Below are 19,527 nucleotides of genomic sequence, written 5' to 3'. Positions count from 1 at the left end.
CAGGGCCATCGGATTTGGGCCGCCCCCGCAGGTGAGGTAGGTTGTACTCACCGACGCGGGGTGGAGCAGCTCGGTAGCTCGCTGGGCTCATAACCCAGAGGTCGCAGGTTCAAATCCTGCCCCCGCTACACAGTGACGAAGGCCCGGACCTGATGGTCCGGGCCTTTGTCGTTCGCGCAACCATGCCGACCTGGCCGTGTGTGCCCGAGAGGCCGGCGTCCCCGGAGCGCTGGCGGCCGCGGGGCGTCAGGGGAGCCCGGCACGGTCGAACTCCTGCAGCAGGCGCGAACGTCGGCGGTGGACGTCACGGAGCGCGGCGATGAGGTCGTCGATCTGGGCCGATGCGTCGGTTCCGCCGGCGAGCCTGCGCATCCTGGCCAACGGCAGTACGGCGCGCCGGTAGTGCTGTGCATCGGCGTCGACGAGCTCGTGCTCGACGAGGCGCCAGCGAGCTCACGTGCTACTCGTGCGGGGGTCCCACTGCAACCTTGGTTGCAGCGACGTCGCATCTGCAACTAAGGTTGCATTCGTGAGGATCACGGCGAGCGCCAGGAAGCATGGCGTCACCGATGCCGACATCCTCCACGCGATAGACCACTTTGTCCGCACGTTCGACGCAGGCGAGGTGCTCATGGTCATCGGTCCGGCACGCAACGGGGCGATGCTCGAAGTCGGTGTCGTACATGACGATGCCGATGCCCGCGCGTCGGAAGTTCTGGCCGTAGCGAGAGGAAGGGCGCCGACATGAAGAACACGAAGTCCAGCATCAAGAAGGCCCCCCGGGCGGTGGGCAAGAACTCCATCGCGAGGTCGGCCGACAGGGGTCGTCTTGTACGGCAGCGCACGGTCGCAAACACCGGGTCACGCCACGCCGGAGCGGACGACGACGCGGAGCTGCTCGCCCGGCTCGAAGGGTTCGAACCGGCGACAGCGATCATGCGCGACCGGTCGGCCGTCGCTCACATCGAGTCGGCTGTGCATGCCAAGCGCGTCGCCGAGCAGGACGTCGAGGACGCCGTGTTCGCCGCCCGTGCGGCCGGTGTGACATGGACTGAGATCGGCGCTGCACTCGGCATCACCCATCAGGGTGCGATCAAGCGATACGGGGGCCGATGAGTCGTCGAGCTCGATCCGCACGGCTCGCCTCCGGCGACCGATCGCTGTCCGAGCAGCGTGGTTCGATCCTTGTATGACTGCCCCGCTGCGCCCGCACGTGCCCTGGCATGGCCTTGTGACCTGCGGAGACGTGTCACCGCCGACCGAGAGATCCCAGCCTCGCGAGGTTCCCCGCTACAAGAAGTCGAAGGCCCGGACCTGATGGTCCGGGCCTTCGACGTTGGCTGGTTGGCCGGGGACGCGTCGCGTCCGATCACGCGTTCCCCGGTCGGATCACACGTCGCCGTCCGGGGGCGCCGCGGCGCCGTCGCGTTCGTCGCGCTCAGCCCAGCGAAGCAGCGGCGCCAGGTCGAAGACCGCGTCATCGATGCCGGCATGGAGATCGCCGAGCTCGGCAAAGCGTGCGGGCACCGTGCGCAGCGTGCAGTCCCGGAGATCGACGTCGTCGATCTCGTCCCAGCGCAGAGGCGTCGACACGGTGGCCCCTGGGGTTCCCCGCACCGAGTAGGCCGAGGCGATCGTGTGGTCGCGGGCGTTCTGGTTGTAGTCCACGAACACGAGCGAGGGGTCCCTGTCCCGCCGCCACCACGTGGTGGTGACGTCTCCCCGTGCACGGTGCTCCACCTCCCGCGCGAAGGCGAGGGCTGCTCGTCTCACGTCCGCGAAGTCGTGCTCGGGCACGATCCGGACATAGACATGGAGGCCTGCACCGCCGGAGGTCTTCGGCCAGCCGACCGCCCCCAGCTCGTCCAGGACCTCCCGCGCCACGTGCGCGACGCGCCGGACCCGGTCGAAGGGGCAGTCCGGCATGGGGTCCAGGTCGATGCGCCACTCGTCAGGGCGCTCGGTGTCGGCCCGGCGACTGTTCCACGGGTGGAACTCGACGGTCGACATCTGCACCGCCCAGATCACGTGGGCCAGCTCGGTCACGCACAGCTCGTCGGCGGTACGGCCGAAGCGCGGGAAGTAGACCTCCACGGTCTCCATCCACGGCGGGGCGCCCCGTGGCAGCCGCTTCTGGTGAACCTTCTCCCCGGCGACGCCCGTCGGGTAGCGGTGCAGCATGCACGGGCGCTCCCGCAGCGCACGCACGATCCCGTCGCCCACGGCGAGGTAGTAGCTCGCGAGGTCGAGCTTGGTCGCCCCGCTGGCGGGGAAGTAGACGCGGTCGGGGTTGGAGATCCGCACGGTGCGGGACCCGACCTCGAGCTCGACGGCAGGCGAGTGTCCCGGGGCCATGCCTCATTCAAGCGCGCGGACCCCGTGGCGGACGCGCGCTCTCAACGCTCGAAGGACGCGACCGCGACCCGGTCGAGCTCCGCGACGTGTGACCGGTCGGTCTGTCTCACCCCTGTGACGCGATCGGGTTGCGTGCTACATCTCCTCGGCGGTCCCGGTGACCCGCACCCGGCCTTCGCGCGGGACCTCGACGACGATCAGCGACGGCCGCCCTGCCTCTGCCCCCTGGTCGACCGTGAGCACCGCGGGCACCTCGACGTGCCCTTTCGCCCGCAGGTACGCCCCGAGCCCCGCCGCCGCGGATCCGGTCGCCGGGTCCTCTCTGATCCCGCCCCGCGGGAACGGGTTGCGCGAGGCGAACCGTGTCGCCGAGAGCCGCTGGACGACCGGCACCGTGCCGTCCCACCCGTGCGCGTCCTGCAGGGTCAGCACCGCGTCGCCGTCGTGGTCGAGGCGGTCGAGGACGCCGTCCCGCACGGGACGAGCGGGTGCAGGTTGCCGCCGTGCACCAGCGCGGGACGCATCACGGCGTCAAGGTCGCCTCGGTCGAGCCGCAGCGCCTTCAGCAGCTCGTCGAGGAGGCCGTCGTCGAGGTCCTCGACCTCGGTGTCGACCGCCACGAGGGTCGCCCGCTCCGCGGTCACCTCCACGGGCACGAGCCCGGCGTTCGTCGTCAGCCGCACCACGGATGCGACGTTCCGCCGCCGCGCCAGCGCCACGCCCGACGCGATCGTGGCATGCCCGCAGAACGCGATCTCCGCGCGCGGGGTGAAGTACCGCACCCTTGCCGCGTCGGGCTCGATGGCGGTGAGGAACGCCGTCTCACTGAACCCGAGCTCGGCCGCCGTCCGAAGCATGTCCGCGTCGCCGAGTCCCTCTGCGTCCAGCACGACGCCGGCCGGATTCCCCGACCGCCCGTTCGGCTCGACGGTCGTGAACGCCCGGTACCTGAGAATATCCACGCGCTGATCGTCCCGGCGGACCACCGGGACGGCGATAGCCAATCGGACGCCGATGGCCTTGCAGGACGACCGTCCCATCGATGGCCCGGCCCGGCATCGGGGCGCCCAGGGCGCGAAGGGCCCGGACCGAGCGGTCCGGGCCCCTCGTCCTCGGCGCGGCCGGTGGGGGCTCCTACCGGCAGGTGCAGATCACGCGGAGAGCTCGTCGACCAGGCTCCGCCGGCGCGGGACCCATCCCCACGAGGACGCCGTCCGGTCGACGTCCGCGGCCTGGTCGAGCAGCAGGGCGTCCGCGAACGCAGCGCCGAGCCGGGCACGGGTCTGGTCGACGTCTTCCGGAAGCACTCGTCCGCCAGGCCCCGCGACGGCCTGGGCGATCTCCCGCACCGTCGGGTTCTCGCCGGAGGCGGCCAGCACGCGCCGGCCACGGGGACCGCCGACCAGCGCTGCCACGTAGGCGTCGGCCAGGTCCTCGACGTGCACCACCGTCCACCGCTGCGCGCCCGACCCCACGAGCCGGAGGGTGCCGTCCGCGGTCCGGGAGCCCGCACCGAACACCGCCGGGACGACGCCGCCGCCCTGCCCGTAGACCACGGCGGGCGCCACGATGGTGGCCCGGACGTCCGCCTCGAGAAGTCGCTGCTCGCGCTGGAGCCGCCAGGCCACGAGGGACGGCGGGCGGAGCGGTCCGTCCGCGTGCACGGTGCCCTCGCCCCAGATCCAGACGCCGCTGGTGTGGAGGTACGGATTGTCCGTGCCGCCGAACGCCGCGATCACGGCGTCGATCACGGCGTCGTCGAAGGAGGGGTTGTCCGCATCGCCGGTGGCGGCGGTGTGGATCGCGGCGTCGACCGCGCGGAGCTGCTCGACGAGCCACGGGGTGTCGGTCAGGTCACCGACGACCGCGACCGCACCCGCCGCGCGGGCCCGGTCGGCGGAGCGCTCGCTGCGCGTGACGGCGAGCACCTGGTGGCCGGCGGCGAGCAGTGCCGCCAGGACGTTGGATCCGACGTAGCCGGTGGCTCCGGTGAGGAGGACGTGCATGAGGACTCCCGAATCGTGGTCTGAACTGGGACGTCGCCGATAGTATGGATTCGATACCAGTCTCTTCAACGGAAGTTGGTCACCCGGTGGATACCGTTCCCTGTGACGTGCTGGACGTGGCATGCCCCAGCCGGATGGTGCTGGCCCGTGTCGGCGAGAAGTGGACGGTGCGCATCCTGCTGTCGCTCGACCGCTCCGTCCTCCGGTTCACGGAGCTCCGCGGGATCCTGACCGACATCACCCCGAAGGTGCTCACGGAGGCGCTGCGCGCCCTCGAGCGGGACGGCCTGGTCGCCCGGCAGGTCTTCGCCCAGGTTCCCCCACGGGTCGAGTACCGGCTGACGCCCCTCGGCACGTCGTTGCTCGACGCGGTCCAGACCCTGCGCACCTGGTCGGAGGCCAACGCCCCGGCGATCCTGGAGTCCCGGGCGCGCACGGACGCCCAGGCACTCGCCTGACCCGAGTCGCGGTCCGGGTACGCCGATCCCTTGCACGGAGACCGGGCGCGGAGACCGGGCGGCGGGGGTGGTGCGCCACCTCGGTCCACCCGTGTGACCGATGACGTACCCGGTGGAGCGCGGAGCGGTCATTGCCCTTTCGGGCAGCCCGGTTGCTCGGTGGGCTGGCCGACAGGCCCGGCACCCGGTTGCTCGGGCGCTACCGTGAGAAGACTGGCCGACGTCGAGCTTGCTCCACGCGAGCTGCCGCCGTCCCGGCCACGAGGAGCGCCGCCATGACCAGCCAGTTCGCGTCCGAGCGTGACACCCCTTGCCGGCGAGCAGGGGGCACGGCCGCCTCGCGCGCGGCCGCCTCGCCGCGCGCGCTGCGGCTGCTGTCCCTGCAGAGGCGGGCGGGCAACCACGCGGTGGCCGCGCTGGTGGACACGCGCCGGACACCGGGCGCGGGTACGGAGCAGTCGCACGAGCGAGAGGCCGACAGTGCGGCGGAGGCCGCCGTCGCCCGCCCGTCCACGACGCCCGCCGGCCCTCCCGCGGAACGGGCCGCCGCCGACGGGTTGCCGCCGCGGCTGCGCTCGGAGATGGAGGCGTCGTTCGGCTGGGACCTGAGAGGTGTCCGCGTGCACGCCGACGCCACGGCTGCGTCGTCCGCAGCCCGGCTCGGGGCGGCGGCGTACACGGTCGGTCGGGACGTCCACCTCGGGGAGGAGGCGCGCGATCTCGACAGCTCGCGCGGCAGGAGGACGCTGGCCCACGAGCTGGCCCACGTCGTCCAGCAGGACCTGGCATCGGGAACGCGCCGGGACGGGCGGCGCGGTCCGGGCCTCGCGCAGACGCTGTCGCCCGCGGCACGAGGGCCGATGGCGGCCCCGACCGTGACTGCCGTCAACCTGCCCGCCACCGCGGAGGTGGGCGCCGGCGGCCGTGGCCTCGACGTGACCGCGGTCGCAGCGGGCGCCGGCGCGCTCACCTGGACCCTGGTGGGAGGACCCGCGGGCGTGACGATCACCCCGCGCGGCCGCAGGGGTGCGCGGATCAGCGCGACGGCCGCCGCAGCCGCGGGGGCAGGGGGGACGTTCCAGGTCCGGGCGGCGCTCACGTCGACGCCGGCGGACGACGCGACCTCCGGCAACGTGCTCCTCGTCGGCATCACGGGCGTCACGGTCACCCCCGCGCCGGCGTTCTCGGCCGGGATCGCCACCGCGGTGGGCGCTGCGGTCCCGCCGGTCAACAGCATCGACCCCAACCGCGACGGCGTCACGGGCAACACCGGCGTCGTCGCGCCCGCCATCGCCCCGCTGGGCCGTCCGGTCACGGTCACGCTGCGGCCCGCGCACGGCGCCACGGTCGCAGGGACCACGATCACGGCGGGCGCCGACACCGGTGCGACCGTCGTCCGAGCCGAGGACGACGGGACGGGGGCACGCTTCGACTCGCCGCTCGCGATCAACCCGGTACCGACGCGGGTGAGCGGGTTCACGAACGGGGGACTGCCGGGTGCAGGGCAGTACGGGCAGATCAACAACATCGGCTTCGCCCCGACCAACGGCGTCTCCGGTGCGCTGAGCCGGGTGATCGGCGAGACGATCGGAGCTGCGGGGCGCGATGACTTCAACCTCGTGCCGAGCCTGAACGGGACCGGGCCCAACCCCGTGCCCAACCTCGGCCAGTCCGCGCCGGGCAACAACTGGCCCGACAACGTCGTCACGGGGACCGGGAGCATCGACGTCAACCAGTTCGTGGGTCCCGGTGCGCCAGGACTGCCCGCGGTGAGCGACAACCGGCAGGGGATGCACTGGCTCGGCTGGTCCGGGAACCCGCCGTGGAGCAGCGAGTTCGCCCACGGCATCCAGCGCGTCAGCCTGCTCCGCGGGGGCGCCGGCTTCATCGTGAGGACCGAGCAGATCTTCGGTGGTGCGCACGCGCCCGTCCGGAACGACCCCTACGCGGCGGCACCCCACCCGCTCATCACGTACACGGGCATCGTCGTGACGCCCAACGCCCCGGCGGCGCGCGGCCTGGCCGCCGACGGCGTGGCCCAGGCCGGCATCGCATTCGTGTCGTCGACGCCCGCCCGGACGGTCGACCTCTCGCTCGTCTCAGGGTCGATGATGTTCACGACGCCGCTCACGGGCGCGCCGGTGGCCGGCCCGCACACGGTGCAGTCAGGCCTGGTGGGCATGACGGCGCGGATCAGGATCCAGGACTCGACGTTCGCGAACCGCCGCGCGGAGGCACCCGTGCCGATCGTCCCGGTCCGGTTGTCCCGGCCGCGCGAGCCGGCGCCCGTGCCGGCAGCGACGGCGTCGGTGGTCATACCGATCAGCGCCGCCCCAGGAGGGCGCACGCTCGTCCCGACCGTCGACACCCCCGGCTTCGTCGCCGTGCAGGTGGCGCCGGCCGTGGCAGCCGACGCCGCGCGGCAGATCCAGGTCACGCGGCCCGGACCCGGTGCAGCGACGGTCCGGGTGACGATCGCGGACTCGGTGCTGGCCGCGCAGGCGGTGACGGTGCGGGTGCGGTTCCGGTGAGCCCGCACGGTGCCACGACCGTCGACCTCGGCGGCGTGCCTGTCCGGGTGGAGCTCCGGGTCCTCGACGACGTCGTCCTGGTCGGTGGGCCGCTCGAGGTCGAGGTCGCGGTCCACAACGACGGCGACCGGGCGGTCGACGTCCCGGTCGGTGCCGACCGCGGGCGCGGCCGACCGGGGCACGTGTCGTTCTCGGCGCAGGCGGGCGGCGCCGTTCTCACGGACCCGCGGGCCGGTCTGCCCTATCGCGGTGGCCTGAGCGGCAAGGTGACGCTCGCGCCCGGCGACCGGCTCGCACAAAGGGTGCTCGTGAACGACTTCCTCGGGCTCGACGTCCTGCGCACGGTGGTCGCGCCGGCGGCACGACTGTCGTTGGCGCTGCGCTGCCTGCGGAACCTGGCCACCGGTGCCCAGCCGGACCCGGTGACGCTCGCCGGCGGTCAGGACGTGGCGGTCGTCGAGCTCGACGTCGCGGTGCTGCGGGACGACGACGCCCTCGCCGCGCTCGCCTCCGCGCTCGGGGACGAGCTGGGCGCGGGGGGACCCGCGTCAGTCGAGGACCGCGAACGGCAGGTCGGCCGGCTGGCGGCGATCGGTCTGCCGGACGCGGCAGCGGCGCTGGAGGCTCTCGCCGGCGGGCGGGACGAGCACCTCGCCGGGCTCGCCGCGCAGGCGCGGCACCGGCTCGGTCCGCCCTGAGAGCGCCGGCAGACAGTCGAACCACCGCAGGGAGCTGCCGTGCCCGAGCACGACCCGTCGAAACACGTCGACGCGCCCGCTGACGACGGCACCACCGACCAGGACGGGCCGGAGCCCGAACCGACGGGCGTGGGCCGCGAGCCGCCGCAGTGGGGGCACCCGCTGCTGCGCCCCGCGGGGCGTGCCCTGGGCGGGTGGTTCGACGACGACTACCCGGGCGGTTCCCGGCTGGAGTTCTCCAACCCGACGAGCCTCGCCTGGAAGCGGGAACCCGCGCTGATCGTGCTGCACACCACGGAGGGCGCCGGTTACCCGTCCGCGGCGACGTACCACGACGGACGGTCGGCTCCCCACGCGACGGTCGACCCGTGGGGCCGGACCTTCCGGCAGCACTACTCGCTCGACGAGGCTGCGTGGTCGCTCAAGGCTCCGCCGGGGATCTCGACGAACACCATGGGCGCTGTGCAGCTGGAGATCATCGGGACGTCGGACCCCCGCGACGGGCTCCTCGCGTCGGTGTTCGTGCCGACGATGCCCGACGAGCCGATGGGCTACGTCGCGGGGCTGGTGCGGCTGGTCGCCGACCGTCTCGGCCTGCCGATGAGCGCGTCGGTGGCGTGGCTCCCGTACCCGGCGTCGTACGGCAGCAGCGGCGGCCAGCGCCTGTCGACCCCGGCGTGGTACGCGTACCGAGGCGTCCTGGGGCACCAGCACGTGCCCGGCAACGACCACGGCGACCCGGGCGCGCTCGACGTCGACCGGCTGTTCGCGCTCGCGGCCGGCGCCACCCCGGGCGGCGGCACGGCACCGATGCCGGGCGGACCGGCCGGCGGGATCGTCGAGGACGGCGTCTGGGGGTCGGCCACGACGACGCTGGCTCAACGGGTGCTCGGCATGCAGTTCGTCGACGGCGAGGTCTGGCACCAGTACAGGCCCAACGCGCAGCCGGGACTCACCACGGGCTGGCGGTACGACTGGGCGCCCGGGACGGCGGGCTCGCCGCTCCTCGTCGAGATGATGCGCCGGACGGCGCAGGCCGGTCAGTACCAGGGCAGGGTGGACGGTGTCGCGGGCCGGGAGCTCTACTGCGGCCTGCAGCGCCGGTACGGCACGGTCGTCGACGGTGAGATCTGGAAGCCGTCGCCGGCGGTGCGGGCCATGCAGAGCACTCTCAACCGGGGTGCCTTCTGACGTCGTCCGGTGTGTTCTGCCTGATAGGGCACGGTTTTTCGCGTTCGTCCGGGGATGTCAGACCCCGTTGCTAGCGTCGCGATCAGCGAGGGGGATTGGCCGGACTCGCGGTCGAGATGGGGGCAAGATCATGGCTGGGTTCTACGCAAATGTCTCAGGAAACATGTTCATCGAACCGACGTCGTCGGTGCCGCCGGACGTGCCGGATCTCCCCCCGTGGGAGCACCCCGTGTTCGAGCTCGGTGAGACGGAGCCGACAACGCTCTACGCGCACACGCCGTTCGCTCAGACCGGGCCCCGGGTCCCCGAGACCCGGCTCGAGAACTACTCGGGGACGTTCGACAACCTCGAGGAGGGTCAGGTCGTCGAGCGGCTGGCGATCTCCGGACGGTTCCGTCCGCACGTCAAGAACTTCACGCTCCGCGACTCGCTCGTGCTCGGGGGTGAGCCGTCCGGCGAGAACCACGACCCGGCGACGCGCAACGCGTACTTCTGGTTGCTGGACTGCACGGACGACGTCATCGACGACGGCCTGATCGAGTTCGTCGAGGTCCGGCCCTCCTACCGGTCGCACGAGATCGGCGGGTTCAAGGGCGGGAACGTCAAGCTGTCGAGGACGCTGATCCAGGGGGTCGTCGACGGCGGGCAGCCGCACGGCTCCAAGGAGCGGCGCAAGTCGTTCGAGATGCACGGCTGTCGTCTGGACATGCTGATGTCGTACCCCGACCCGACGCAGTCCGACGAGTGGACGCACACCGACGGCAACCAGGCCTCGGGGGAGCTGGACCTGTACGACGTGTGGGGCTGCTCCATCCACGGTGGTCGCACCGCGGCGCTGCTGGTCATGCAGAACGTCGGCACTTACAACGTCGTGACGCTCCGCGAGAACTGGCTGTACGGGGACACCGAGGAGGGCTCCACGCTGAACACGTCCGAGGGTGGCCTCGGGCCGATCGGCTCGGAGAAGTTCGAGATCATCGGCAACCGGTTCATGCGGACGGCCCGGACGCCGGCGTGGATCAAGTCGGCCACGCTGAACAGTAAAACGTTCTCGTGGACCAACAACGTGTTCATGGACGACGGGTCGCCGGTCAACCCCAAGGAGGGCTGACGCCCCACGACGGCGGCCCGGACCGACGGCGGTCCGGGCCGCCGTCTCGCGGGTCAGACGACGAGCCCCAGCAGCAGGACGAGGATCAGCGCGGTCACCGACAGCACGGTCTCCATCACGGACCACGTGCGGAACGTCTGGCCGACCGTCATGCCGAAGTACTCCTTGACCAGCCAGAACCCGGCGTCGTTCACGTGGCTGAAGAACACGGACCCGGCCCCGATCGCGAGCACGAGCAGCGCGACGTGCGACGTGGACAGGTCGGCGGCGAGCGGGGCGACCAGGCCGGCCGCCGTGATGGTCGCGACGGTGGCGGAGCCGGTGGCGAGGCGGATCAGGACCGCGACGAGCCACCCCGCCAGCAGCGGGGAGATGGGGGCGTCGGCCAGGTTCTGCCCGATGACGTCGCCGATGCCGGAGTCGACGAGCGTCTGCTTGAACCCGCCGCCCGCGCCGACGATGAGCAGGATGCCCGCGATGGGGGCGAACGAGGAGCCGACCAGCGCGCTGACCTCGTCACGGGTGCGCCCGAGGGAGGTCCCGAACGCGACGAGTGCGACGAGCGACGTGATGAGCAGCGCGACGAGCGGGGTGCCGAGGAACACGAACACCTTCCCGGTGCCGCTGTCGTCCGCCCCGAGGCTCTCCGCGACGGTCCGGGCGAGCATGAGCACCACGGGCAGGAGGACGACGGTGAGCGCCGTCGCGAACGCCGGACGCTTCGCGTCCTCGTCCTGCCGGGCCTCCCCGAGGATCGACTCGGGCGGCGGGAGCGGCACCCACCTGTTCATGGGCTTCGCGAGGAGGGGACCGCTGATCGCGACCGTGGGGATCGCGACGAGCAGGCCCAGGCCGAGCGTCAGGCCCAGGTTCGCGTCCAGGGCGTCGATCGCGATGAGGGGGCCGGGGTGCGGCGGCACGAGGCCGTGCAGCGCGGACAGCCCGGCGAGCGCCGGGATTCCCACCAGGATCAGCGACACCCTGGACCGCCGGGCGACGAGCATCACCACAGGGATGAGGAGCACCACGCCGACCTCGAAGAACAGCGGGATGCCGATGATGAACGCGATGAGCGCCATCGCCCACGGCAGCCGCTGCGCGGGTGTGCGGCCGAGGATCGTGTCGACGATCTCGTCGGCGCCACCGCTGTCGATGAGCAGCTTGCCGATGATCGCCCCGAGGGCGATGAGCACACCGACGCCGGCGACGGTGGTGCCGAGCCCCGCACTGAAGCTGGTGAAGGCGTCCGGGTAGGGGATGCCCGCGGCGACGGCCAGGACGCCGGACCCGATGGTGAGCGCGAGGAACGGGTGCAGCTTGAGGCCGACGATGAGCAGCACGATCGTCGCGATGCCGATGATCGCGGCGACGACGAGCCGGGTCTCGCTGACGTCCGGCGGGTCGGCGGCGAGGACTGCGGACGCGGCCCCGATCATGGCCGCACTGCCCGGTCGTCCGCCAGCGCGTCGAGGACGCGCTGGGCGACGGCGTCGGGCGGCACGTCGACGGGGACCACGAACCCGTCCTCCGCATCGGTGAGCGGCTCGAGCGTGCGGTACTGCGACGGCAGCAGCTCGGGCGGCATGAAGTGGCCGGTGCGCGCCTCCATCCGGTCCTCGATGAGTGCCTCGGGCGCTGCCAGGTGCACGAACCGCACCCGTCCCTCGGCCTCGCGCAGCACGTCGCGGTACGTGACCCTCAGCGCCGAGCAGGTCACGACCGTGCTGCGCCCGTCACGGGCGTGCGCGGTGAGCCAGTCACGGATGGCGCGGAGCCACGGCCAGCGGTCCTCGTCCACGAGCGGCGTCCCGGCGGCCATCTTGGCCACGTTCTCGGGCGGGTGGAACTCGTCGGCCTCGCCCAGCGGCCGGTCCAGGCGTGCCGCGAGGATGCGGGCGACGGTCGTCTTTCCCGATCCGGCGACACCCATGACCACCACGTGCTCGACCTCGGCCACGCGACCGCCCCCTTGCCCGTCGGGCGCCCAGGCCGCAGCGGCGACGGTCGTCCGCGGTGCGAGCCCTCGTCCTGAGCCTGGCGCGGTCAACTCGAGCGTGGCACCGTGACGGGTCCGACGCACCCCGGCGGTCAGGACGCCTGGGGTGTCAGCTCGATGACGGGAAGCTCGCGGTCGGTCTTCTTCTGGTACGCGGCGAACCGGGCCGCTTCCGTCGTGACCGCGGCCCAGGCCTCGTCGCGCGCCGGCCCGTGCAGCTGCCGGGCGGTCACGGGCATGGTCCTGCCGGCTGCCTCGATGCGAACCCGGTCGGGGTGGGCGGCCAGGTTGTAGTACCAGGCGGGGTTGTGCGCGCCGCCCGAGGCCGACGCGACCACGACCCAGGTGCCGTCCGGGCGTGCGAACCCGCGGACCGGCGTGCTGCGCTCGGCTCCGCTGCGCGCACCGATGGTGGTGAGGACCAGGACGTCGCCGCCCATCAGCCTGCCGCCCGTGCGTCGGGTCCGGTTCACCATGAGGCGCGTGATCCAGCGGCCGACGGGACCGCCGGCCGACGGTGGGTGGGCGCCGCGCGTGCCGTTGCGGGTGTCGAAGCTCATCGGTCCTCCTGGGGTCGTCGTCGTGCCGATCAGACACCCGGCGACCCGCGGGGCACATCCTCCCGAAGAACCGGTCGTCACCGACGAGGGCGCCGCCACGAGAGCATCACGTGCAGGTCCCGCTGCCCGGCGGGCCCGGACAGGACCGCACGGGCGACCGCCGCGGCGCCGACCTGCTCGCACTCCCACAGCTCGAAGTCGACGGTCCTCGACCACGCGGGCGACAGGTAGCCGAGGACCACGGCCCCCTTCGACACCCGCACCAGGCCGCGGTCGACCCGGGCGAGGACGACCGGGAACCGGACGGCGTGCCGTGGGGCGTCGTCGGGCAGGGTGGTCTCGCTGAAGCCGAGCACCCGGACGCAGACGTGCCCGCCTCCGACCGGCACCTCCCGGGTGCGTCCGAGGTGAACGGCGTCCATGGCGGGACGGTAGTCGCGCGGCACGGCTCGGTGCTACCTCAGTGGCCTCTCAGAGCCTCGACGAGCTCGTGCTTCTTCATGGACGAGCGGCCGGGGATCCCGATCTCGGAGGCACGCTTGCGCAGGTCGGCGACGCTCCAGTCGTCGTACGAGCCGGAGCGTCCGCCCTTGGCGGCGACGTTCCTGCGGCCGCGGGCGGCGCTCGCGTTGGCGATCCGGGCGGACTTCTCCTTGCTGTTGCCCTCGTCGCGGAGCTCCTCGTAGAGCTTCTTGTCCTTGACGCTCGGTCCGGGGCTTCGTCCAGGCATGTCGGCCTCCTGCGGGTCGCTCGTCGGCGGGCGCCTGCTTCGCCTTCCGGTGTCCATGCTGCGTCGGACGTCGACGTCGCGCATCCGTGCCCCACTGGTCACCGGCGACGGCACCGCCGGTACCTCGTACCGCAGGTCGCCGCGTCAGCTTCCTTCCCGCACGTGGGGTGTCCCGGCCAGGGCGAGCGTCTGGGCGGCCGGCGACCCGGGCGGCGCGACGATCGCCAGCCCCTCGAACTCGTCGACGAGCTGCTCCAGGACCCGGACCCCCGCGCTGCCGAGGTACGCGACGCCGCCGAGGTCGACCTCGACCGGCACGAGCCCGTTGCGGGCCAACCGGCGCACCTCCGCGTCGAGCCGGGTCGCCGCGCCGAGGTGGTCGACGGCGCCGGCGACCCGGAGCCGGCCCCGTTCCGTGTCGAGCGCGAGGGTGACCGGGTCGGAGCGGGCCACGGAGGCGTCCTGCACGGGCGTCGCCTCGTCGACGGGAGCGGGCCGGCGGGCCGGGCACTCGAGCGTGACCGCGGTCCCCGCCGGGCCGGGATCCACGGCGAGCTGCAGGCCGGCCGTGGCGATCATGCTGAACCCCCGCCCGCGCTCACCGGGGCGCGGCTCGGGCTCGCGCCACTGCCCGTGGTCCCTCACCACCACCCTGATCATCGCGTCGTCGTCGATCCGCGCGTCGAGCATCACCGGCCCGGCCGGCTGCGCCGGGTCCCGGTGCCGGTAGGCGTGCTCGACGGCGTTCGCGGCCGCCTCGCTGACCCCGAGCACGAGGCGGTTCCGGTCGAGCGTGCCGACCCCGACCCGCACGCACCACTCGTCGACGGCGCGGCGGAGCTGCGCCAGCCGGGTCGCCTCGGCCGGCACGGTCAGGTGCAGCGGCGCCGGCGGGGCGCGGCGGACGGCGACGAGCAGCGTGACGTCGTCGGTGAACCCGCTCTCCACGAGGTCGCCGGGGGATCCGCTGCGACATCAGGACCGCCGGGGACTCCGGTCCACCGTCATGGGAGGCGGCGCTGCGGAAGGCGGCGACGGCCGACCGCTCCAGCGCGTCGACGCCTTTCAGGACCGGACGGTGGCGCTTCTCCACGAGCCCGTCGGTGAAGAGCAGGACCGCCTCGTCGTCCGCCAGCCGGTCCCGCCCGGGCCGGCTGACGGCCCGGGCCCCGAGCGGCCCGTCGCCCGTGGGCGCCAGGAGACGGGCGGACGTCCGGTTGACGACGAGGGGGGCGGGGTGCCCGCGCGTGACGTACTCGAGCTCGCCCGTCAACGGGTCGAGGAGGGCGACGCACACGGTGGCGGCGAACGCCCCGGACACGCGTTCCGCGTAGGCCTCGACCGCGCCGATCGCGGTGACCACGTCCGCGCCCTCGAACAGGCGTGCCGCGAGCACGGCACGGAGCTGCGCCATGACGGCCGAGGCCTCGACACCGTGCCCGACGACGTCGCCGACCGTGAGCGCGAGCCGACCGTCGCACAGCGTGGCGGAGTCGAACCAGTCGCCACCGGCGGCCTGCTCGACGCCCGCGACGAGGTAGGCCGCGGCGACGTCGACCCGGGGGAGCAGGGGCACCGTCGTGGGCAGCAGAGCGCCCTGCAGGCGGACCACGACCTCCCGGGCGCGGGCGTAGCGCTCGTGCGCCTCCGCCTCGCCCTCGGCGGCGAGGGCCGCCGCGAGCACGTGCTCCGTGACGTCGAAGCCCGAGCTCAGGACGCCGACCTGACGACCCTCCGGATCCCGCCAGGGCGAGACGGTGACGTCCAGCCAGCGTTCCGTGGCGCCGTCGTCGGAGTCGATGCCGACCCGCAGCGCGGAGGTGTGCACCGACTCTCCGGTGCGCTGCACCGAGCGCAGGATCGCGCGCACGCCGTCCAGGCCGGTGTCCGTGACGTCGTCCGCCCGCAGCCCCAGGATCGGCCGGTGCAGCATGAGCTCGCGTCCCGCCCGGTTGGCCGCGACGATGCGCAGGTCGTCCCCGCGGAACGCGTAGTGGAAGCACGACGAGCTCTCGAAGATCTCAGGGACCCACTCGGCGTGGTGCACCGTGCCGGACGGCTCGTCGGCGGCCATCGTCGTGCCCCCTCATCCGTGCCGCTGGCGCGGAGGTTCGGACAGGCGCGCGCTCTCGGCAGGGGTCGAGCGGGTTGTCGGGACGAGCTCCAGGTCGAGGCCCTGCGCCCCTGCCAGGCCCAGGTCGGCGCTCTCCGACAGCACCAGGCGGAGCCGGACGCCGCCGTCCGCCGCTCGTCGGTGAGCGGTGGTGAGCACCGAGACACCGACCGAACCGAGGTGCGAGACGCCACGCAGGTCCATCACGACGCTCCCGGGGCGCCGCGCACGGACCAGGAGCTGGGTGAGCGCGGCGCTCAGCTCGCCGGCGGTGGCCAGGTCGACCGGGCCCTCGACGATGGCGGCGGGGACACCGTCGACCGTCGTGAAGGTCACCTGGAGCGCGGGCGGCTGGCGGTCGACCTGCTGGTCGCTCGGGTCCTCGGTGAGGCTGGCGAAGAACACGTCGTCGAGGCGCCGACGACTCCCGGAGCTGAGCCCGCCGCTCGACCGCACCGCCGCGACGAGCCGCCGGGCCAGGGTGACGAGCTTGAGGTTGCGCTGCTGCGATCCCCAGCGCAGCAGCTCGAAAGCCGCCTCCCCGTCGATCCCGTAGCCGAGCATGAGCACGCCCTTGGCCTGGTCGATCACCGCGTGCGACTCGAGCGCCAGCGCGAGCTCGGTGTTCACCCGGCTCGCCGTGGCCCGCTGCTGCGCCGCGGTGGTGTCGACGAGGAAGCCGCTGACCACCCGCTCGCCGTCGATGCCTGCCTCTCCCGAGCCGGTGAGGGTCACGGTCCGCGCCGCACCGGACAGGTCGAGGAGCCGGTACTGGCACCCGAACGGGGTGCCGTCACGTGCCCCCTGCGCGATCTGGTCGAGCACGCGGTCACGGTCGGCGGCCTCGACGTGCCGGAGCATCAGGTCGAGCGTGGGCACGACCTCGCCCGGCGCCATCCCGTGGATCTCGAACATCCCGTCCGACCACTGGCACCGTCCGTCCACCGGGTTGATCGCAAAGCGACCCACCGCCGTGGATCCGCCACTCGTCATGGCGTCCTCCGACCCTCACCCCGCCCGTGCCGCGTCCGGGCTCGTTCCTGAACCCGCCGCCGGACGGTCGCACCTTCGACCGTAGTCCCCGGTGGTCCCGCGGCGCGCGTGGATCGTGCCCGGTCTCCCGGATCAGGCCGGGTCGTCGGCCGCCTGGTACGTGGCGTGGCCCTCGGCGACGAGCCCGTCGGCGAGCACCAGCACCTCGTCCACGAGGTCGCCGCGGTGGTTGCGGTACGAGATCACCAGCACGTCCACGCCGGTGAGCACGCGCTCGACGGCGAACTGCAGGTCCGGGCTCCGGCGCAGACCCTCCGACCAGTAGCGGCGCAGCGCGTCCTTGCCCCGCACCACCCCGCCGGTCTCCGGCATCAGACGGGCCGCGTACGGCGAGGAGAACACCACGTCGTCGTGGAAGTGGGCCAGGACGGCCTCGACGTCATGGGCGTTCCAGGCGGCCACCCAGGAGGCGGCGAACGCGGTGGGGTCGGGCATCGTCATGTCGGCATCATGGCGGAGCTCGCCCGGCGCCACACCGCGGATACTCGCTCGGGCGGGAGGGCTCGAGGAGGGCAGGATGGCCCCATGAGCGCCACGACCCTCGACCAGCTGACCGCCGACCTGACCACCGCCATGAAGGCCCGGGACACCGAGCGGGTCGGCATCCTGCGGCAGGCGATCGGTGCGGTCCGTGCCGAGGCCAAGGCCGGACCTGTCGAGAAGGACCTCACCGAGGACGACGTGCTCCGGGTGCTGACCCGCGAGGTGAAGAAGCGCCGGGAGAGCGCCGAGATCTACGCGGCAGCGAACGCCACCGGGCGGGCGGCGACCGAGACCGCGGAGGCCGACCTGCTCGAGACGTACCTGCCCGCCCGGCTGTCGGACGACGAGCTCGACGCCCTGGTGCGAGCGGTGGTCGCCGACCTCGGGGCGGTCTCGCAGAAGGACATGGGCCGTGTCATGAAGGAGGCCGCGGCCCGCGCCGCGGGTGCGGCCGACGGCAAGAAGCTCTCGACGCTCGTGCGCGACGCGCTCGTGGGCTGAACCGGGCGACGTCCTCACCGCAGGGTGACGGGCGGGTCACGGCGTCGCGGCGGCCAGCACGTCCTCGCGGACGACCCGGCGCAGCACCTTGCCGAGGATCGACCGTGGCAGCTCGTGCACGAGGACCAGCCCCCGCGGCACGGCGTACTGCGCGACGCGCTGGGCGCACCACGCCCGCACGGCGTCGAGATCCACGGGGACGGCGGCGTCGTCGAGCACCACCGCGGCGACGACCGTCTCGCCGAGGTCACCGCCCGGGACGCCGACCACGGCGACGTCCCGCACCCCCGGCATCGCACGCAGCTGGTCCTCGACCTGCGACGGGTAGACGTTGAACCCGCCGGTGATGATGACCTCCTTGATGCGGTCGACGAGGACCACGAACCCGTCGTCGTCGAGCCGCACCACGTCCCCGGTGCGCAGCCAGCCGTCCGGCAGGAGCTGCTCGGCGGTCTCCTCGGGGCGCTGCCAGTACCCGGCGAACACCTGCGGCCCGCGCACCAGGAGCTCGCCCTGCTCACCCTCGCCGACGTCCCGGGAGGGGTCCTGAGGATCCACGACGCGGATGTCGGTGCTGGGGAAGGGCAGACCGAGCGCCCCCGGCCGCCGGGCGGCGGACAGGGGGCTCCCGAGGACCACCGGAGCCGTCTCCGTCATGCCGTAGCCCTCGACGACGAGGCCACCGGTGACCCGTTCCCAGCGGGCGGCGGTCTCGGCCGGCAGGGCCATGCCTCCGCTGATCGCGTACCGGAACGAGGTCAGGTCGACCTTCGGGTCCGCCTCGGCGGACGCGGCGATCCGGTCGAGCATCGGCGGGACGGCGGGGAGGAAGGTCCCGGGCCGGCGGCGCTGGGCGGCGAGCACCGCCGTGGGGTCGAACTTGGGGAACGCGACGATCGTCGCGGCGATCCGCACCGTGTAGGCGAGCCCGAGGGTCAGTCCGAACGCGTGGAAGAACGGGAGCATGGCGTAGACCGTCTCGGTGCCCGGGACGGCCGCCGTCCACGCCTGGCCCTGGACCGCGTTCGCGACGAGGTTCCGGTGTCGCAGCGAGGCGCCCTTCGGGGTGCCGGTGGTGCCGCCGGTGTACTGGATGAGCGCGAGGTCGTCGCCGGTCGGTGCGGGGTGGGACGCCGGCAGCGGGGCTGCTGCGGCCACGAGCCGGTGCCAGGACGGGGTGGCGGCAGGCACGTCGCCGCGCACGGCGGCCAGGGCGGCACGGGCGGCGGGGACGGGCAGCCGCAGTGCCCAGCGGCTGCGGCGGGGCAGGTCGGCTGCGAGGTCGACCGCCACCACCGTGCGCAGCGCGGTCCCGGGCCGCGCCTGGAGGACCGCGGCGACGGCCTTCTGCCAGACGAGGGCGACGGTGGCGCCCGAGTCGGCAAGCTGGTGGTGGAGCTCGCTGGCGGAGTAGGTCGGGTTGTGCTCGACGACGACGGCGCCGAGGCGGAGGGCGGCGAAGAACGCGACGACGTGGGCGGTGCTGTTGGGCTGGACCACGGCGACACGGTCGCCGTGGCGGACGCCCAGGTCGTGCAGCACCTGGGCACCCCGGGACACCAGGTCGGCGAGCTCGGCGTAGGTGGTGGTGGCGCCGAGGAGGTCGACGGCGACGCGGTCCGGCCAGTCGCGCGCGGCCCGGTCGAGGGCGGCGCCGAGCGGCTCGTCGGGCACGACCACCTCGTGCGGTACGCCGGGGGCGTAGGAGGCGTACCAGCGACGGTCGTTGTCGGCCATCGTC

Annotated in this window: 22 protein-coding genes, 1 tRNA gene and 1 pseudogene; 9 read left to right on the top strand and 15 right to left on the bottom strand. The window is 73.3% G+C overall.

Going from position 1 to position 19,527, the window contains the following annotated elements:
- Nucleotides 1-54: 54 nt before the first annotated feature.
- Nucleotides 55-128: transfer RNA gene (locus tag ACVW07_RS05425), tRNA-Met, on the top strand.
- A 118-nt stretch (nucleotides 129-246) separates the two neighbouring features.
- Here the strand turns inward: ACVW07_RS05425 and ACVW07_RS05420 are convergent.
- Nucleotides 247-372 (bottom strand): hypothetical protein, encoded by a 126-nt coding sequence (locus ACVW07_RS05420; RefSeq protein ID WP_456818253.1) that lies wholly within the window; start codon nucleotides 370-372, stop codon nucleotides 247-249.
- Nucleotides 373-529: 157 nt separating this feature from the next.
- Here ACVW07_RS05420 and ACVW07_RS05415 point away from each other — a divergent pair, with 157 nt between their 5' ends.
- Nucleotides 530-748 carry a hypothetical protein gene (locus tag ACVW07_RS05415; protein ID WP_456818252.1) on the top strand — a complete coding sequence of 73 codons (219 nt, stop codon included), beginning with the start codon at nucleotides 530-532 and terminating at the stop codon, nucleotides 746-748.
- The gene (locus tag ACVW07_RS05410; protein WP_456818251.1) at nucleotides 745-1,116 is read left to right on the top strand and encodes a hypothetical protein; all 372 of its coding nucleotides are present in this window, start codon (nucleotides 745-747) and stop codon (nucleotides 1,114-1,116) included. Before ACVW07_RS05415 ends, ACVW07_RS05410 begins: the two co-directional genes overlap by 4 nt.
- A gap of 273 nt (nucleotides 1,117-1,389) precedes the next feature.
- Here the strand turns inward: ACVW07_RS05410 and ligD are convergent, their stop codons facing one another.
- The 4 genes from ligD to ACVW07_RS05390 all read right to left on the bottom strand — a co-directional run bounded on the left by ligD (nucleotide 1,390) and on the right by ACVW07_RS05390 (nucleotide 4,361).
- Nucleotides 1,390-2,355 carry a non-homologous end-joining DNA ligase gene (ligD, locus tag ACVW07_RS05405; protein ID WP_456818250.1) on the bottom strand — a complete coding sequence of 322 codons (966 nt, stop codon included), beginning with the start codon at nucleotides 2,353-2,355 and terminating at the stop codon, nucleotides 1,390-1,392.
- 135 nt (nucleotides 2,356-2,490) lie between these two features.
- Nucleotides 2,491-2,787, bottom strand: coding sequence for a PhzF family phenazine biosynthesis protein (locus ACVW07_RS05400; protein ID WP_456818249.1), 297 nt, complete (start codon nucleotides 2,785-2,787; stop codon nucleotides 2,491-2,493).
- Complete coding sequence (locus ACVW07_RS05395) at nucleotides 2,781-3,317, bottom strand: PhzF family phenazine biosynthesis protein (RefSeq protein ID WP_456818248.1); 537 nt, start codon at nucleotides 3,315-3,317, stop codon at nucleotides 2,781-2,783. Before ACVW07_RS05395 ends, ACVW07_RS05400 begins: the two co-directional genes overlap by 7 nt.
- Before the next feature lie 189 nt (nucleotides 3,318-3,506).
- Nucleotides 3,507-4,361, bottom strand: coding sequence for an NAD-dependent epimerase/dehydratase family protein (locus tag ACVW07_RS05390; protein ID WP_456818247.1), 855 nt, complete (start codon nucleotides 4,359-4,361; stop codon nucleotides 3,507-3,509).
- A 116-nt stretch (nucleotides 4,362-4,477) separates the two neighbouring features.
- On the opposite strand from ACVW07_RS05390, the gene ACVW07_RS05385 reads away from it, so the two are divergent.
- The 5 genes from ACVW07_RS05385 to ACVW07_RS05365 all read left to right on the top strand — a co-directional run bounded on the left by ACVW07_RS05385 (nucleotide 4,478) and on the right by ACVW07_RS05365 (nucleotide 10,350).
- A complete protein-coding gene (locus ACVW07_RS05385) occupies nucleotides 4,478-4,819 on the top strand; it encodes a winged helix-turn-helix transcriptional regulator (protein WP_456818246.1) in 342 nt (113 codons plus the stop codon).
- 275 nt (nucleotides 4,820-5,094) lie between these two features.
- Nucleotides 5,095-7,350 carry an eCIS core domain-containing protein gene (locus tag ACVW07_RS05380; RefSeq protein WP_456818245.1) on the top strand — a complete coding sequence of 752 codons (2,256 nt, stop codon included), beginning with the start codon at nucleotides 5,095-5,097 and terminating at the stop codon, nucleotides 7,348-7,350.
- Nucleotides 7,347-8,048: a hypothetical protein gene (locus ACVW07_RS05375; protein WP_456818244.1), complete on the top strand. Its 702-nt coding sequence runs from the start codon at nucleotides 7,347-7,349 to the stop codon at nucleotides 8,046-8,048. Before ACVW07_RS05380 ends, ACVW07_RS05375 begins: the two co-directional genes overlap by 4 nt.
- A 39-nt stretch (nucleotides 8,049-8,087) precedes the next feature.
- Nucleotides 8,088-9,239: a hypothetical protein gene (locus ACVW07_RS05370; RefSeq protein ID WP_456818243.1), complete on the top strand. Its 1,152-nt coding sequence runs from the start codon at nucleotides 8,088-8,090 to the stop codon at nucleotides 9,237-9,239.
- A gap of 163 nt (nucleotides 9,240-9,402) precedes the next feature.
- Nucleotides 9,403-10,350, top strand: a complete 948-nt coding sequence (locus ACVW07_RS05365; protein WP_456818242.1) for a hypothetical protein — start codon at nucleotides 9,403-9,405, stop codon at nucleotides 10,348-10,350.
- A gap of 53 nt (nucleotides 10,351-10,403) precedes the next feature.
- Here ACVW07_RS05365 and ACVW07_RS05360 read toward each other — a convergent pair whose 3' ends face one another.
- From ACVW07_RS05360 to ACVW07_RS05320, 9 genes and pseudogenes are all read right to left on the bottom strand, one after another.
- Nucleotides 10,404-11,786, bottom strand: a complete 1,383-nt coding sequence (locus tag ACVW07_RS05360) for a GntT/GntP/DsdX family permease (protein ID WP_456818241.1) — start codon at nucleotides 11,784-11,786, stop codon at nucleotides 10,404-10,406.
- Nucleotides 11,783-12,280 carry a gluconokinase gene (locus ACVW07_RS05355; protein WP_456821030.1) on the bottom strand — a complete coding sequence of 166 codons (498 nt, stop codon included), beginning with the start codon at nucleotides 12,278-12,280 and terminating at the stop codon, nucleotides 11,783-11,785. Before ACVW07_RS05355 ends, ACVW07_RS05360 begins: the two co-directional genes overlap by 4 nt.
- 158 nt (nucleotides 12,281-12,438) lie before the next feature.
- Nucleotides 12,439-12,906, bottom strand: a complete 468-nt coding sequence (locus ACVW07_RS05350; RefSeq protein WP_456818240.1) for a nitroreductase/quinone reductase family protein — start codon at nucleotides 12,904-12,906, stop codon at nucleotides 12,439-12,441.
- A 77-nt stretch (nucleotides 12,907-12,983) separates the two neighbouring features.
- Nucleotides 12,984-13,328, bottom strand: coding sequence for a hypothetical protein (locus tag ACVW07_RS05345; protein ID WP_456818239.1), 345 nt, complete (start codon nucleotides 13,326-13,328; stop codon nucleotides 12,984-12,986).
- A 38-nt stretch (nucleotides 13,329-13,366) separates the two neighbouring features.
- Nucleotides 13,367-13,636, bottom strand: coding sequence for a DUF7218 family protein (locus ACVW07_RS05340; RefSeq protein WP_456818238.1), 270 nt, complete (start codon nucleotides 13,634-13,636; stop codon nucleotides 13,367-13,369).
- Nucleotides 13,637-13,780: 144 nt separating this feature from the next.
- Entirely contained in the window at nucleotides 13,781-14,449 is a 669-nt protein-coding gene (locus tag ACVW07_RS05335) for an ATP-binding protein (protein ID WP_456818237.1), read from the bottom strand.
- Nucleotides 14,450-14,684: 235 nt separating this feature from the next.
- Nucleotides 14,685-15,710 (bottom strand): annotated as a pseudogene (locus ACVW07_RS05330) (PP2C family protein-serine/threonine phosphatase); the annotation flags it as partial.
- A gap of 12 nt (nucleotides 15,711-15,722) precedes the next feature.
- Nucleotides 15,723-16,718, bottom strand: a complete 996-nt coding sequence (locus tag ACVW07_RS05325) for an ANTAR domain-containing protein (protein WP_456818236.1) — start codon at nucleotides 16,716-16,718, stop codon at nucleotides 15,723-15,725.
- A 156-nt stretch (nucleotides 16,719-16,874) separates the two neighbouring features.
- Entirely contained in the window at nucleotides 16,875-17,243 is a 369-nt protein-coding gene (locus tag ACVW07_RS05320; protein ID WP_456818235.1) for a nuclear transport factor 2 family protein, read from the bottom strand.
- Nucleotides 17,244-17,327: 84 nt separating this feature from the next.
- On the opposite strand from ACVW07_RS05320, the gene ACVW07_RS05315 reads away from it, so the two are divergent.
- On the top strand, nucleotides 17,328-17,786 hold the full coding sequence (locus ACVW07_RS05315) for a GatB/YqeY domain-containing protein (protein WP_456818234.1): 459 nt from the start codon (nucleotides 17,328-17,330) through the stop codon (nucleotides 17,784-17,786).
- A 36-nt stretch (nucleotides 17,787-17,822) separates the two neighbouring features.
- On the opposite strand, the gene ACVW07_RS05310 is transcribed toward ACVW07_RS05315, so the two are convergent.
- Nucleotides 17,823-19,523, bottom strand: coding sequence for an AMP-binding protein (locus tag ACVW07_RS05310; protein ID WP_456818233.1), 1,701 nt, complete (start codon nucleotides 19,521-19,523; stop codon nucleotides 17,823-17,825).
- Nucleotides 19,524-19,527: the final 4 nt, after the last annotated feature.

It is taken from the genome of Cellulomonas sp. URHB0016 (assembly GCF_054057935.1).
The sequence above is the reverse complement of the archived record's forward strand: the minus strand, read 5'-3'. Positions and strand labels throughout refer to the sequence as shown.

Bases quoted from the DNA above. Each gene is read 5' to 3' on its own strand.
- ACVW07_RS05420 (WP_456818253.1), bottom strand. From the start codon at position 372: ATGCGCAGGCTCGCCGGCGGAACCGACGCATCGGCCCAGATCGACGAC.
- ACVW07_RS05410 (WP_456818251.1), top strand. From the start codon at position 745: ATGAAGAACACGAAGTCCAGCATCAAGAAGGCCCCCCGGGCGGTGGGC.
- ligD (WP_456818250.1), bottom strand. From the start codon at position 2,355: ATGGCCCCGGGACACTCGCCTGCCGTCGAGCTCGAGGTCGGGTCCCGC.
- ACVW07_RS05390 (WP_456818247.1), bottom strand. From the start codon at position 4,361: ATGCACGTCCTCCTCACCGGAGCCACCGGCTACGTCGGATCCAACGTC.
- ACVW07_RS05380 (WP_456818245.1), top strand. From the start codon at position 5,095: ATGACCAGCCAGTTCGCGTCCGAGCGTGACACCCCTTGCCGGCGAGCA.
- ACVW07_RS05365 (WP_456818242.1), top strand. From the start codon at position 9,403: ATGTTCATCGAACCGACGTCGTCGGTGCCGCCGGACGTGCCGGATCTC.
- ACVW07_RS05360 (WP_456818241.1), bottom strand. From the start codon at position 11,786: ATGATCGGGGCCGCGTCCGCAGTCCTCGCCGCCGACCCGCCGGACGTC.
- ACVW07_RS05355 (WP_456821030.1), bottom strand. From the start codon at position 12,280: ATGGGTGTCGCCGGATCGGGAAAGACGACCGTCGCCCGCATCCTCGCG.
- ACVW07_RS05350 (WP_456818240.1), bottom strand. From the start codon at position 12,906: ATGAGCTTCGACACCCGCAACGGCACGCGCGGCGCCCACCCACCGTCG.
- ACVW07_RS05345 (WP_456818239.1), bottom strand. From the start codon at position 13,328: ATGGACGCCGTTCACCTCGGACGCACCCGGGAGGTGCCGGTCGGAGGC.
- ACVW07_RS05340 (WP_456818238.1), bottom strand. From the start codon at position 13,636: ATGCCTGGACGAAGCCCCGGACCGAGCGTCAAGGACAAGAAGCTCTAC.
- ACVW07_RS05320 (WP_456818235.1), bottom strand. From the start codon at position 17,243: ATGACGATGCCCGACCCCACCGCGTTCGCCGCCTCCTGGGTGGCCGCC.
- ACVW07_RS05315 (WP_456818234.1), top strand. From the start codon at position 17,328: ATGAGCGCCACGACCCTCGACCAGCTGACCGCCGACCTGACCACCGCC.
- ACVW07_RS05310 (WP_456818233.1), bottom strand. From the start codon at position 19,523: ATGGCCGACAACGACCGTCGCTGGTACGCCTCCTACGCCCCCGGCGTA.